10 protein-coding genes and 2 tRNA genes are annotated in these 14,725 nt (G+C 46.2%); 1 reads left to right on the top strand and 11 read right to left on the bottom strand.

Annotated elements, in window-relative coordinates; all coding sequences use genetic code 11:
* Window position 1: 1 nt before the first annotated feature.
* The 10 genes from ACZ5PW_RS02640 to ACZ5PW_RS02595 all read right to left on the bottom strand — a co-directional run bounded on the left by ACZ5PW_RS02640 (window position 2) and on the right by ACZ5PW_RS02595 (window position 13,013).
* Complete coding sequence (locus ACZ5PW_RS02640; RefSeq protein ID WP_464557771.1) at window positions 2–1,144, bottom strand: FIST signal transduction protein; 1,143 nt, start codon at window positions 1,142–1,144, stop codon at window positions 2–4.
* Window positions 1,145–1,220: 76 nt separating this feature from the next.
* Window positions 1,221–2,522 carry a 4Fe-4S binding protein gene (locus ACZ5PW_RS02635; RefSeq protein WP_464557769.1) on the bottom strand — a complete coding sequence of 434 codons (1,302 nt, stop codon included), beginning with the start codon at window positions 2,520–2,522 and terminating at the stop codon, window positions 1,221–1,223.
* Window positions 2,523–2,596: 74 nt separating this feature from the next.
* On the bottom strand, window positions 2,597–3,934 hold the full coding sequence (gene cadB, locus ACZ5PW_RS02630) for a cadaverine/lysine antiporter (protein ID WP_464557768.1): 1,338 nt from the start codon (window positions 3,932–3,934) through the stop codon (window positions 2,597–2,599).
* A 111-nt stretch (window positions 3,935–4,045) separates the two neighbouring features.
* Entirely contained in the window at window positions 4,046–5,428 is a 1,383-nt protein-coding gene (locus tag ACZ5PW_RS02625; protein ID WP_464557767.1) for an amino acid permease, read from the bottom strand.
* Between the two features lie 61 nt (window positions 5,429–5,489).
* Window positions 5,490–7,790, bottom strand: a complete 2,301-nt coding sequence (locus ACZ5PW_RS02620) for an Orn/Lys/Arg family decarboxylase (protein ID WP_464557766.1) — start codon at window positions 7,788–7,790, stop codon at window positions 5,490–5,492.
* Window positions 7,791–7,993: 203 nt separating this feature from the next.
* Entirely contained in the window at window positions 7,994–9,982 is a 1,989-nt protein-coding gene (locus tag ACZ5PW_RS02615; protein WP_464557765.1) for a methyl-accepting chemotaxis protein, read from the bottom strand.
* 444 nt (window positions 9,983–10,426) lie between these two features.
* A tRNA-Phe gene (locus ACZ5PW_RS02610) sits at window positions 10,427–10,502 on the bottom strand.
* 172 nt (window positions 10,503–10,674) lie between these two features.
* Window positions 10,675–10,750 (bottom strand) — tRNA-Phe (locus ACZ5PW_RS02605).
* A 53-nt stretch (window positions 10,751–10,803) separates the two neighbouring features.
* On the bottom strand, window positions 10,804–12,585 hold the full coding sequence (locus ACZ5PW_RS02600) for an aldehyde ferredoxin oxidoreductase N-terminal domain-containing protein (protein WP_464557764.1): 1,782 nt from the start codon (window positions 12,583–12,585) through the stop codon (window positions 10,804–10,806).
* A complete protein-coding gene (locus ACZ5PW_RS02595; RefSeq protein WP_464557763.1) occupies window positions 12,585–13,013 on the bottom strand; it encodes a 4Fe-4S binding protein in 429 nt (142 codons plus the stop codon). The genes ACZ5PW_RS02600 and ACZ5PW_RS02595 overlap by 1 nt, the downstream gene beginning before the upstream one ends.
* 383 nt (window positions 13,014–13,396) lie before the next feature.
* Here ACZ5PW_RS02595 and ACZ5PW_RS02590 point away from each other — a divergent pair, with 383 nt between their 5' ends.
* The gene (locus ACZ5PW_RS02590) at window positions 13,397–13,666 is read left to right on the top strand and encodes a hypothetical protein (RefSeq protein ID WP_464557762.1); all 270 of its coding nucleotides are present in this window, start codon (window positions 13,397–13,399) and stop codon (window positions 13,664–13,666) included.
* A gap of 88 nt (window positions 13,667–13,754) precedes the next feature.
* On the opposite strand, the gene ACZ5PW_RS02585 is transcribed toward ACZ5PW_RS02590, so the two are convergent.
* Window positions 13,755–14,678 carry an ACP S-malonyltransferase gene (locus tag ACZ5PW_RS02585; RefSeq protein ID WP_464557761.1) on the bottom strand — a complete coding sequence of 308 codons (924 nt, stop codon included), beginning with the start codon at window positions 14,676–14,678 and terminating at the stop codon, window positions 13,755–13,757.
* Between the last annotated feature and the right edge of the window lie 47 nt (window positions 14,679–14,725).

The following is a 14,725-nucleotide window of genomic DNA, read 5'->3' as shown; positions in this document are numbered from 1 at the left end:
ATTATTTACTTTCCCTGAAAACTGTAATTGTCATTGTCTGGTTGTGCAAAAGACATTCTCCCCCTCTTCCTAAGGGCGCCAGCTCTCCGTAAGAATAATATCCGGTGACTGCAGCCTGTTCACCAATGACACTGATCGCTGCTTCAACCTCTTCCTCAACCCTCTGCCCCAGAACAAGCTTGCGTCCAACACAGCTGACACACAAGGCAAGTTCGGCTTTTCCGCCGATATCTGAAATACTCAACCCGGCTGCATTTTGTGCTCCATCAACAAGACGGTCTTTGTTAGCCTTCATGAATCTTACGTAAACACCCTCAGGCACATCCCCGGCGAATGTCATGGACTTTTCTTCTTCGCTAACTCCCAGAATTGTCCGGACAAGCTCATTCTGCCCCGTTCCGTTCAAACACATGCTGAGAGGGAAATGGAGACCGGCCGCGGGCAGGTCAGCAGCAAAATCGCCAAGATATTCCTTATACAGTTCCAGAGCAGACTTATTGTCCAGTTCATAAAGTTTGCTGCCCTTTGATCTGGTCACGAGTCTCTTTGGACCGAAAGGGTCCCAGCCCCCGATTGATCCGCATCCCACTTCAAGGCTCTCAGAATAAAAACCCAACAGGACTAGTCCATTTGCGACAAAACCCTTTTCTCCAAGAATATAAGTTTCAGCAAAACGGGAACCGTCTCCGGCAAGCCCTCCGCTGACAGACACTCCCCGGGGCAATGCCCCGGTTATCGCCCGGGCCAGCTCGGTCCCGTTAACGTTGAGTCCATCAGAAAAAACCAGCACATGAACCAGATTATCACGGGAAAGCTCCCCTGCAAGCCCGGCAGCAACGGAACTGACATCCCTACCATCTGAGAACCCTCCGCAGGCAGACCGGACCTCAGTGTTAGAAAATCTTACCGCTGTAACCGATACAGATTCATCATATACCCGTTCACCGTTGACTTCCCCCGCAGTGGAACAGCCTACTGTAGTCGCTGACGGGAAAGACCTGGATATGTCCTTAAAAAGTTCCTCATTCTTGACTGCACTTCCTGAACAGAAAACAAAGACTAGCCCGGCGTCATCCATGCCAAGGGATTCCAACCCAACTTTCCATCCCGTATCCGGGGTCCATACCGTTTGAACTGATTCCATAATGCCTCTCTGTCTGGACGTACAAATACAGCATAAGTATTATAACCAATAAAACTGATTATGCAATACAATCAGACTATGACCCGCTATTGCGCAGCTTATTCAAAAAACGTGAGCGAAAAGTTTCACTCATCATACCCTTTTTAACTGCCGGAAGTTTCAGGAATCCTCCAAGAAGATAACGCATAAAGCCCTCACTGCGGCTGTTGGGGTTATCAAATATAAGATTCTGTAAGGTTCCGCGTTCAAGAGATTGCAGTATAACCCTTTCAAAGCTGTCCTCAGGATGAATCACACGCTGCTTGCGTTTATCCATACCCAGTGCTCCAGTCTTGCATTTCAGAGCGCAAACCCCGCACCCCAGACAGATGCTTTCGTCTATTTCAGCGTAAGACAGTTTTTTTCTGTCCGGGCCCATATCTTTCTTATGAATAGTTATGGCATCAATAGGGCAGGCTTTTGCACAAAGTCCGCAACCGTTACAGTCATCCAGATCAACTGCAGCCATAAAGGTAGATGAGACAAGGACTCCCGGATAGCCTGAATATTTAATTCCATTCATCAGGTTGCAACAGCATCCGCAGCAGTGACAGAAAAACCCGGCATCCTGTTTTACATTGTCGGTTGTAATGGTAAATCCCATTTCTTTGGACCTGGCCATGATATCATTCATTTCCGATCTTGAAATTTCACGGGCAAATTTATTGCGGATAAGAAATCTGGCGGCTTCTCCCATTGAAGTGCAGGTTTCAAGATCAACATCACACCCCTGAGTGCCAAGATGCATTTTCTCATGACGGCAGGAACACAGGCTGACAGCAAACAGATCCTCACCGGAAATTAATGATTCCGCCCGCTCATAATCGAGAATCTCAACATGATCCATGTCACGGACTGTTTCCTCGTAAGGCAGCGCGCGCATAACCGAAACCTGTTGCCCGTCCCCGAAATTTGCTCGCAGAAAATCCTTTTCACCGAACATGTAATTATGAAAAAGCTCAGCCCACTTCTTTGAATCAAGTTCTCCCTGTGTCCGCATCATAGTAAATTCAAAGAATCCGATGACAAAGGGACTGATCATATAGGTATAGTGATCCTCCTCCCATAAATCGCAGACAAGTCCCTTGAAACACATGGATTCCAACATTGGTTTCAAAGCCTTCTCATGCATTCCCGTGAGTTTTGTGATACGTTCAACTGAGGAAGGACGGTAAGGCATACGCACTATAAGATCAGCCTCAGCCGGAGTATACAGGGCCTTCAACATTTTATGCAGAGCATCTGACCACGGCATACGCACAGTGGTGTTGTCTACTTTCTCACCCAGCCGACGATAAATATCTTTTCCAATGATGTGTCCCATAAGCAGGAAGTACATTCCAAAAGGTCTTATTGGCAAGGATGCATGTAAACATAGATAATCGACCTAATATTTTAAAAAAGCCTGATGCGTTACATACTGTCTTTAATTTTACGTTCAAACTCAGTGCGGTCCTTTCCAACGTAGAAAATAAAAGTGCAGAGCATCACGATCATGCAGCCGATAAGGGCATCCTTTGCTGCTCCGGAAAGGGCGATAAGGCAGAAAGCACAAGCCAGGAGAGCCGAAGTAATCTGCAGCCACGCTTTTTTGGCGTGGAAACCATAGCGGCGCAGCAGGTTAAGGGCGGAATAGAAATAAGGAGGCAGGGTCAGCAGTACGGCAATTGACGCGATGTTTCCAAACAGGGACTGAGTATTTCCACCTTTTGATAGAAGCATCAAAACAACAAGCAGAACGCTCATCATCGCTGAAGACATGATCAATCCCATTACCGGGGTTCCGTGACTGTTCTTGCGCCCGAAAATTTCCGGCAGGGTCCCGTCGCTGGCAGCCCTTGCTCCGGCCTGTGAGACAAGCATCATCCACGAACCAAGCGAGGCCAGACACGCAAAAGCTGTCACAGCGGATACAAGTTTCGGAACATATTGGGAAAACGGCATTGAAGCGCAGATGTGCCCCATAGCCAGAGAGAAAGGCGCGCCTGATGCGGCCATCTTATCTGCCGGAAACATGCCGGAAATGGCTGTGCAGGAAAGAATATAAACCAGCCCGGCCAAGGCTGTGCCGATCATGGTTGAAAGTGGAATAGTCCGTTTGGGATTTTTTACCACCGCCGTATTGACCGCCGCTGACTCAACTCCGATAAAACTCCAGATGCAGAGAATAATCGCAGCCAGAACAGCGGAGTCCGGGGTGTGGCCTTTAACCAGCCAGTTGGCGTTGAACTGGACAGTATCGAAATACATCCAGCCAGCTGTGCCGGTGATTACAACCGGGACAAGCAGAAGGACAACTCCCACTGAAACCAGACGCCCGATCCAGTCGGCCCCGAGGATATTTATGCCGGTAAAAATCCAGATAATGGCAATAGAAGTTATCCCTGAGGAAACAGGGTCCTGCAGTGCCGGAAAGAAGACTGAAAGATAATCAACGCCGGTAATCGCGATGGCAAGATTTCCTATCCAGTTGGCGTGGTAATAAAGAAGCCCGGACTGATATCCCAGAATGGGTGCAACCTCACCGGAATAAGCGATAGGCCCGCCTTCCTGCGGATCTTCCATTCCCAGACGTGAATAAACATAAGCCAGTGCCAGAGCACCCACCAGAGCGACCGCCCAACCCAGAATTGAAATACTGCCTATGGAAGCGAGGTTGGCCGGGAGTAGAGCGATACCCGAGCCCATCATGTTACCGGCTACAACTGCCGTACAAGCTACCACGCCCATTTTTTTATGTTCCGCAGACATATCCATCTCCCTTTTGCCTTCTGCCGCCCGCTGGAACAAAACAATTTTTCATAAGCAGGCTTCAGAATTTAAAATAATTGAACGGGACTTCACCGCCAATTGTACTAACCGTTATTCAAGCCGTTTTTTGTTCACAGCCTTTCTGTAAAAATATAGCGGAACGCTGGTAAACACACCCACGCCCGCAATAAGGAATCCTATGTAGCCCGCAGAAGCCGCCACCCCCTCATCGAGCACGGCCTTCGGGGGAATGAATCCGAAAACAAAAACAAATATACAGGTTACTATCGCCAACCCTGAAACCAGCCATATCCCCGCCTTGCCTCCGGGAATGGTATATCCACGCTTCACTTCCGGCCTGATGTAGCGCAACCTGATGGCAGCCGCGAACATAAGGAGATACATGATCAGATAAAGTTGTACTGCAAGAGCACTCATAAGCATAAACGCGCTTGAAACCGTGGGCATAAAAAGAATCACACAGGAAACCAGAGCGGAAAGACCACTCTGGATGAGCAGAATATTGGTTGGAATTCCGTACTTATTAATCTTGCGCCAGCATTCAGGGAGATACCCATCGCGTGCAACTTCCCTGATTCCCTTGGAGGGTCCGACCATCCAGGTAATGACCATTGTCAGTGCGCCGTACGCCATAAGAAAACAGATTATCGGGGTCATGAATTCCATTCTGTGAATCTGGAAAAGTTTATCAAAAGCCTGACAGACCCCGGCACTCAGGCTCACTCCGTCCGCGGGAACAACCATGGCAATAGCAAGTGATCCCAGTGCGGAAAGACCGATGATCAGCACACTGGCCGCAAATATGGCTTTGGGATAGTTAACCGAGGGGTTTTTGACTTCATTGACATGAACCGCCGACATCTCCATACCCGTAAAAGAAATAAGCATGGCAGCCAGCAGCATAAGCTGCTGCAGATTCTCGATATCCGGCATCAAAGCGGTAACAGCGAAAGGTATCTGCACTGTGTTACCGGAAGCAACATGATCAATGCCGAGCACAATAATCAGGAGCCCCGGAACAATGGTTCCGGCAATTGCTCCGGTGGAACTGAAAAATGCAGATATTTTCATGTCCCGGAAGTTAAGGAAAGTAGCCAACCACAACGCCACCTGAATAACCGCCACAATGAACCATTTATTGGACGCAAGCTCAGGGTCGAAGGTATAGGCGATTGCCGAAGCACCGAAAGCTAGCACCGCAGGGAACCATGGCAGATTCTCCACCCACTGCATGAAAATGGCCACAAATCCCCATTTGGGACCGAAAGCCTCTTTCACCCACAGGTATACCCCACCCTCGTCATCCCAGCCCGAAGCAAGCTCAGCAGAGACCAGAGCAGATGGAATAAAAAAACATAAAGAACCGAGAGCAAGATAAAAAATCAGCCCCCAGCCATATTCCGCCAATCCCGGCAAAGCCCGGAGTGACAAAATAGCCGCCACGTTGATCATCATCAGTGTAAAAACTGACAATTTGGTTTTTGAATCCGATCCAGTCAAATTTTGCCTCCGGCAGCCCTTCGGGGGCATAAAATCACTTTTTCAGGCACATGGTCTTAAAGAACTTTTTGCCGTCACGTTCTATGCGTTCTACGCCGTGGATATCACTTTCATATCCGGGAAAAACGTTTTCAAAGTCCTGACGGGCTTTAAGATAATCAAAAACAGGCTGGGCCTTTTCATTAAAAATTTCCCCCCCCATAATTACCGGGATGCCCGGAGGATAAGGAACAATCATGACTGCCGGGATACGCCCCTTCATAGCACTGAGTTCAACATACTCAACATTCTTACGGACTACCGCGTGATAAGCTTCGGAGGGTTTCATGGCCTGATCCGGAATAACCTGAAATGCAGCCTGCATTTTATCAAGCAGCTCATGCTCTTTATAATAGTTATGAATTTCATTGCAGTGGTCTTTAATACCCACTCCGTCATAGGCATCAGGATAAGACTCAACCAGATCAGGCTGAACGATATTCAAAGGAGCATTCATATCGTAAAGTTCCTTGAACTTTAACAATCCTGCCAGAAGAGATCCCTGCTTGGCCGAGTTCGTCCCCATTGAGTTGAGCATAAGAAATGAATAGTAATCGGTCTTTTCGCAAACAATTCCGTGATTGATAAGGTAATTGGTGACGATGGCTGCCGGTATTCCCTCATCATCCATACTTCCGTCTTTCTGAAGCCCCGGAGTGGTAAAAGTCAGCTTGATAGGATCAAGCATGGCGTAATTGTCTTCAATATCACCGAAACCGTGCCAGTTATCCTTTGAACTGAATACCCACGGGTGTTGATTTTCACAAAGGTAAGCTGCGGGAACATGCTCGAAATCCATTATTTCACCGTCAACATCCACCTTTGCGGGCTGCCACATTTCAAAGAACCAATCATCGGCTTCACGCTTTTCACGGGCTATGAGGGAAACCTTTTTACGCAGCTTCACAGCCTCTTTTATTGTTTCATGCATCAGAGTCTCGCCACTGTCGTCCATCATTTTAGTAGCAACATCCAGTGAGGCAATCATACTGTACTGTGGCGATGTTGAACCGTGCATCATGTATGATTCATTCAATTCATCGCGATCGATCTCCACATGGCTGCCATTGCGGACATGAAGCATGGAAGCCTGAGAAAAAGCAGTCAGAAGCTTGTGGGTTGAGTGGGAGCAGAAAATAGGCGGGTGATTTTCATTGAGATCGTCATCAGCCATACCGAAATGCCCCTTATAAATGGGATGAAAACGGGCATAGGCATACCAGGCTTCATCAAAATGGAGGTTCTCAACACTTTTCTGCAGCTGCTTCTTGATGTTTATTACGTTATAGCAGACGCCGTCATAAGTGGAATTCGTCAATGCTGACATGCGTACACGCTGCTTCTTCAGTTCCTCGGGAATGAGGGAGTTACTTTTGACTTTTGACTTAATGGATTTTTCAGAGAACTCGGAAAGGCGGCATGGGCCGATTATACCCCGTTTGTTGCGCCTTGGAACCATGTAGATAGGATAGGCATCAGTTATCACCATGGCATAGTTCAGAGACTTGTGGCAGTTGCGGTCTACAAAAGCGATATCATCACGCACCAGCTGGCTGCGCCAGATAATCTGATTGACGTTTGATGTTCCGTTGAGAACATAAAAAGTATGGTCAGCACCGAAAACACGCGCTGAATTGTTTTCCGCATCCCCGACCACTCCGCTATGGTCGAGCAGGGAACCAAGCTCAGGAACGGATATGGAAAGATCGGAACGAAAAACATTTTCACCATAAAACTTATGCATCGCAACACCCGCCGGACTTTTGAGAAACCCTTCGCCGCCCATATGTCCCGGAGTATGCCACGCATATTTATAAGCTTCAGAGTATTTTACCATCTCCCCGAAAAATGACGGATATACCGAACGGACATACTCAAGAAGACGGGTTTCTATACGACCGGACACGAATTCCGCTGTATCTGCTGTTTTCCATAGGAATTCAGTTATCTTAGAGAGAACATCAGTGGGAATATTCTCCATTGCCAGTCTGTCAGTCAGTAAAAAGACTGGAATGTTTTTATTACGCCTGCGAATGGAATCCAGCAGAATTTCCGGTTCCATATCCTCTCCGGCTATTTCACCCCTAATATCCCAGTCAATAACGACCGCTCCGAAATCGGCACGGGACATGAAGACTTCCACAGCATCTCCATAGCTGTAAGATGGGTGGACAGAACATTTCTGCTCATTGACAAGCTCTTTTTCCAGTTCACGCAGTCTTAATCCTTCATCGGTAGGCGCTTTAAACTGTCCGGAGACAATAAGAACAGGCCAGTTGTATTTCGTTATCTTCATTCCCGATACTCCTGATTCATTTAATAGATTAGACTTACATTACAGATTACGCCTGAAATTCTACTTCATATAAATCAGTACAACATTTTGCTGCTTCAAGCCATAGTGCGTTATAAAAAAACAGATTACTTTTTAATGACAATAAAAATGCCCTCATGGAAAATACATGAGGGCATTAATTTCAGGGGGTAATTAATATCAGTTTAGAACTTTTCAAAATCCTGATCATCAGCACCCATATCCAGTGCAAGACCGTCAAAATCGGATGGTTCCGATTTGGTGGAAGGCCTGTGCTCGGTTACCGGTGCATGAGATGCCTGAACCGAACTGCTGGAAGATTTTGGCAGTGCCTTGGGCCTGAAATGCCTGACTCCGCCATGTCCGTTTACTTTAAAGAATGACATTGTGCTTTCCAACTGCTGACTCTGCGCGGAGAGTTCTTCACTGGTTGAGGCCATTTCTTCAGATGCGGAAGCATTCTGCTGAATTACAGAATCAAGCTGAGCGATAGCCTTGCTGATCTGATCCGCGCCTGAATTCTGCTCGGCGCTGGCAGAGGATATCTCCTGAACAAGTTCAGCGGTTTTCTGGATATTGGGGACCAGATTCTCAAGCATTTCACCGGCTTTTTCGGCCACATTCACAGTCGTAGACGAAAGCTCGCTGATTTCTCCGGCGGCATTACCACTGCGCTCTGCCAGTTTACGGACTTCAGCGGCAACAACCGCAAACCCCTTACCATGCTCACCGGCCCGGGCCGCTTCAATGGCAGCGTTAAGAGCCAGAAGATTGGTCTGACGGGCAATCTCTTCAATAATTGATATTTTCTCAGCAATATTCTTCATTGCCGAAACTGCTTCATTAACAGCGGTTCCGCTGGCCTTGGCATCTTCAGCAGATTTAATGGCTATATTCTCTGTTGTCTGGGCATTGTTGGTATTCTGCTGAATGTTGCTTGCCATTTCTTCTATGGAAGCTGAAACTTCCTCAATAGAAGCAGCCTGCTCAGTGGCCCCCTGAGAGAGCCCTTCAGCTGACGCTGAAAGCTGGGTACTTCCGGAAGCAACATTTACAGATCCTTCCCGGACATCGGAGACAACCCGAGTGAGCTGCTCTGCCATCTCCTTCATATTACCGTAAACACCAGTCGCAGGCTCCTTAAATTCCAAATCAAGATCACCTTCTGAAATACTGCGGGCAACAACAGCGATCTCTGAAGGATCGCTTCCCAGCTGCCTACTTACAGTTCTGATAATAAACAGTGCAGTCAATATTCCAACAGCAAGGGCGGCCACGCTGATTATTATAGTTAAAGTGATAGCCTGGTTATTCCCTGCCTGCAGCTTCGGTCCTAGCTCATTTTGGTCAGACATGACTGAAAGCTTCACATCTTCCACATCCTGAGCGATTTCAGGACCGAGTTTATCAAGCTTCCCGCTAATAACATCATTTCTGGCGAGGATAGTCTTAGTTACACTTTTAAAGGCACTGTGATACTGTTCCTTTAAATCAATAATGTCAGAGAGAAGCTTGCGCCTTTCCAGATTCCGTAAACTAAGCTCCAGCTCACCCAGAACTCCCCCCAGAGCAGCCATTTCATTATCGACTCTATCTACTGCATCATTGGAATTATCCTGCAGAAATTTAGCAACATAAAGTCTTGCTAGTAGGAGATTACGCATAGCCTGCCCGCTTTTCACGGCAGCCTGCATATCATTGTCACGTTCAGCGGTGCTGAGAATCTGGGTCAGTTTGCGTTCCATTTGAGGCCCGGCAATATTAAGGACATTGTCCACAAGACGATTACGCTCGGCCCAATAGCCTTTAACCTCATCAAAATATCGATTGTAAGAGTTCACTCTCTCATTCGCCTCAGCTATCATCCGTGACCTTTCCGGATGCTTGATCTCCTTAAGTGATCTATCAAGAAAATCACGCATTTCTTTGAAATTACTGTCATATTTCTGAATTTCAACTTTATCCCCGGTGACAACAAAATCCCTGACATTCATACGAACCATAAGCATGTTCGCCTGCAGCCTGCCACTCAGATTTGTATCACGCGCAAGATCCCGGTACTGGGAAAATCCAGTACTTGAATTTTCCAAAGCCCAGAAAGAAATTCCACCAAGAATCAGTAGAAGAGCCAAAACAGAACTAAAACCGAGCATCAGTTTGGACGAAAGTTTCATATTACCCCCTGGAAAGTCATTTTCACACTATTGATGCCAAGACGGTTTAACTACAATACACAAAATAATCATTTTTTGACAATTAATTTTGAACTTAACCTATTTATTCCCTGATGACCAAACAACTATTCAAACCAAATAAACTTTTATGTAAAGACAGATAGCCTCTGATATCATTTTATTACATCATTTAAATATATTGGAGACAAAGCAAATGTGAAAGAACAACTCTTAATCAGAGAAAAGGGTGTTCTTAAATACAGAAAGCATTTCCAAATTATCCAACTGGGGTAGGCTGAACTAAATAAAAAACGCACACGGAAGCATGCAGATGAATTGTAAAATGTAGATAAACGGCTCTACCTCAAAGACAGGGGCGATAGAATAATCCGATAAAAAACAAAAAGCCCTCATGATTTCTCATGAGGGCCATTTATAGCAACCTGGTGCCGAGGGACAGAATTGAACTGCCGACACGGGGATTTTCAGTCCCCTGCTCTACCGACTGAGCTACCTCGGCGCCGGAAGAGATTAACTACGCATAACAGTGATTCATGTCAACACTTTTTGCAAATTAATAAAATTATAACTGCAAACAAAATTCAGAATTATATACTGCTAATTCTAAATTGCTGACAAACAGCAAAAAAAAGCGCCCTCAAGATCCGGTCATGAGGGCGATTTATTGCACGTGGTGCCGAGGGACAGAATTGAACTGCCGACACGGGGATTTTCAGTCCCCTGCTCTACCGACTGAGCTACCTCGGCGCCGCTGAGGAGAGATAACTATCGAAAGCTTCGCTCCTTTGCAAGCACTTTTTTTATTTTTCCTGATTTTTTTTCAATCCCAGCTCTTCCAGATGTGAGTCAGACACCAGTTCACGTATCCGGCGAGAATACTCCGCCTTGAGATTTTCGAGATACTGCGGGTCTGTCTTTCCTTTCCAGGTGGTCACTTCATGATAACGTTTGGGTATCTTTATTGATTCAGGGTCATAGCCGGTATCGAAACGCACTTTCCAACGCATGCTTCTGATTCGCTCGCCTATCTCATCCATATTCCGAGCAATTTCAGGGTAACCGACAGATTCAAGGCATTCACTAAGCTGCTCATCACTATAAACACCCCTGCCGAAAAGACAGGAAACCATTGATGTTAGAAATGCCCGACCTGTTTCATCTTTTATTAGAAAATCGCACACAGCATCTGCATCCTTGGAATCGTTTTTCTGATCCCAGGAATATCCTCCGGAATCAAGGTGGGAATGCCTGAATCCGAGACCTTCGGCTACATAGAAAGTTTCACCTGTTGCATATCCGGCCATTTCCTGTCCGAGCACACAGGCAAAATCCTCACCGCCATACTTTGCTGCCGCAACGAGGCTACCCTTGCCCAAAGCCTGATAAAAATCATTTTCAGCTTCACCAAGATAGTAAACAGCTTTTTTATAGTTCTCGGCATCACCGAAAGAAAGTGGGACAATGGTTTCTTTCTCGCTGACCAGACCTTTCTCGAAAGCCTCGGTAGCCCAGGCCAAAGCTACCCCTCCGGACATAACATCAAGCCCGGCCTTTTCGACCTCATCCATTATTCCCAGCACCTGAAAAGCATCTGTTACTCCAAGCATGGAACCAGTGGCAAAGATCGGTTCGTAATCATAAGCCACCTGACGGTAAAGATACTGATTCTGGACCATGAACTTTTCACGTACAAAGCCGATATGAATACAACCTACCGGACAGCCGGCACAAGCCGCATTTCGCAAAAGAGTATCATCTGCAAATTTCTCTCCGGTAATACCTTTTATTTCATCGTCTCTGGTAGCCTGCAGGTTGCGCCAGGGAAGTGACTTCAGCTCATTAAGGGCGTTGAGGTTGGCTGCCGTTCCGAGGTTATGATATTTACTCATCATATCGGTGGAAGTCATTTTATCGTAAACCTGCTTATAAACCTTTGTGTATTCCTTGTTCTCAGGCAGCGCAAAAGAACCGTCTCCCAGAATGACAATTCCCTTAAGATTTTTTGATCCCATCACCGCACCAGAGCCAAGCCTTCCGAAATGACGATAGGTATCAGCATTTATACAGGCCATTCCGGAAAGATTCTCACCGGCGGGACCGATACGCAGAATACTTCTATGGCCTGAACCGGGAAACATCCTCCGCAGTATTTTTCCGGTTTTAAAAACATCATTCCCGGCAAGAAACTGTACATCCTTGACTTCAAGATGCTTCATTCCGATAGAAAGGCATGAAAGACGCTCAGCACGGCCTTTGATTACTATCGCGTCATAATCCGCAAAACGGATTGCCAGAGCAGAACGTCCTCCGGCGTGGCTTTCCGCAAACTGATCATGATAAGGAGATTTGAAAGAGCAGACTGTTTTACTCATAAGTGGAAAAAGCCCGGTCAAAGCTCCAATTGAAAAAATGAGAGGCTGTTCAGGATCATCCCAGGGACGATCGGCGTGCCCGTACTTGTCAAACAGCAAAGCCCCAAGGCCGCTGCCCCCGGCAAATTCATTACGCCCTTCGACTTTTGCAACACTGCCCTTTCCTGTGGAAAGATCAACGATAAGAACTCTGAAGTGATCGCGTATCATTATGAGTCCTCCTTTTTTTCCTGTTCAGTGGATTCAACCATTTCAAGACACTCATGAGGACAGAAAGAAACACACCTTCCACAGTGGATACAGACATAAGGCCTGTCTTTCAGGTCAAGGTAGATAGCATCAACCGGGCAGGCTTCAGCACATTTTCCACATCTTATACAGATATCTTTTTTGTGCATCACCCCACCGCCCTTTTTGCGTGGCTTCATAGCTCCTGTAGGGCAGGCTTCGGCGCAGGGTGCGGGAGAACAGGCCAGACACACTTTAGCTTCAAAGCCAGTGGACAGACCTCCGGAAGAAGATATTCTTATTCCGGCTGTATTCCACGACAAAAGCTTATGAACAAGCCTGGCACAAGCGAAAGAACATGAATGACATCCGATACAGCGTTCCATTCGGGAAGCGGTCAAAGTTTTCATCTAGAACTCCAATAATCAATATTCGTATTAAAAATACATTAGCATTCAATTAATGAGCAGCAGTCTATATTGCATTAAGTCGCAAACTTTAAGACAGCTAATCTTCAAAATAACATGTCCATGACAATTAAAAAATGAAAAATCGGAAAAAGAATGCTTCAATTATGAAAAGCAATGATGTTTATAGGATATAAAGCTACTGTAATATATTATACAAATACATTTTATCCGGCTAATTATGACATATTTCAATTTTGCCCATCGAAGAAAAAACAAGCATAACTTGACGAAACAGTCTTTAATGATACTATTTTAATATGGCAATTTTATAAAAAACCCGAATGGGACAGCCATCAATATTAATCTGATACATGGAGGCGGTTATGAGTATTGACAGTTCAGAGCTTAGAAGCAAGATTCTTGGCCTGTATCCCGAAATTGAGAAGAATGGAATTGAACTAAAGATTGAATTCAGCGACGAGAAGGAATCTTGGATTGTAACAATGGTTAAGAACGGGGAAACCCTCTTTACTCATCTTGAAACAGAAGATGCAAACCAATGCCTTGTTGGTAAGAAGTGCTTTTACCTTGAGAACCAGATCATGGGATTCATAGACGCATACTGCAGCTCTTCAAGTGCCTGCAGTACCTAATTAACTTAATATAAAAACCGCCCCCAAGATTAGTCTCGGGGGCGGTTTTTATATAAACAGGTAATAATTTTTACAGACAGAATCCGCACTACTTTATTGCCTGAGCCTGTTCTAAATTACCGATGCCTTTACCTTCGTAATCTTTACCCTTTAAGTTTGCTGCAAGAAGCTTAGTCAAAACACCTTTAGGGCCAAGTTCAAGGAAATTGCGTACGCCGTCATTATACTGGTTGGCGATGATTTCAATCCAGCGCACGGATGAGGTCATCTGGGAAGACATGATTTCCCTGATTTTATCAGGATTGCTTTCAGTTGCCGCGGTGGCATTGAAATAAACCGGGAACGCAGGGGATTTCCATTTCAATTTTCCTAGATAAGCTGAAAATTCATCCGCAGCCTCCTGAATCAGCGGACTGTGAAAGGCCCCGCTAACAGGAAGGGGGACCGCACGCCCCTTATTTTCTTTAATAACAGCACCGGCTGCCTCGATTGCCGCTTTCTCACCGCTTATTACATACTGGGCAGGTGAATTGTAGTTGGCTATACGAAGTTCTTTACCGGACTCATTTGCGCCATGTTTAACAGCTTCCTCCACACCTTCCTGTGTCATCTTGAGAACTGCCGCCATACCATGATCTTCGTTCGCCACCTGGGACATGAGCTTTCCGCGCAGGCAAACAGCTTTAATAGTTTCTTCGGTGGATAAAATTCCGGAAGCTCCAAGAGATGCAAACTCACCAAGACTGTGTCCGGCGGTAGCCGCAGGCTTAAGACTGTCTTTAAGATAGAGCCAGACGGAAAGGTTGACCACAGTGAGTGCCGGCTGCAGGGCATCTGTCTTAGCCATAGCCGCCGCATCGCCTTCCCAGTATATTTCACGCAGGGCAAGGCCGGATTCCGCTTCGGCAAATTTCCACATATCCATTGCGGCGGACCACTCTTCGGCGAGATCACGTCCCATCCCAGGCTCCTGTGAGCCCTGTCCGGGAAAAAGTATTGATAAATCAGACATTTTATTTCTCCTTAGATTTAATCTTCAGGCATTATTCAGGCCTGTTG

Source organism: Maridesulfovibrio salinus, assembly GCF_055394525.1.
The sequence above is the reverse complement of the archived record's forward strand: the minus strand, read 5'-3'. Positions and strand labels throughout refer to the sequence as shown.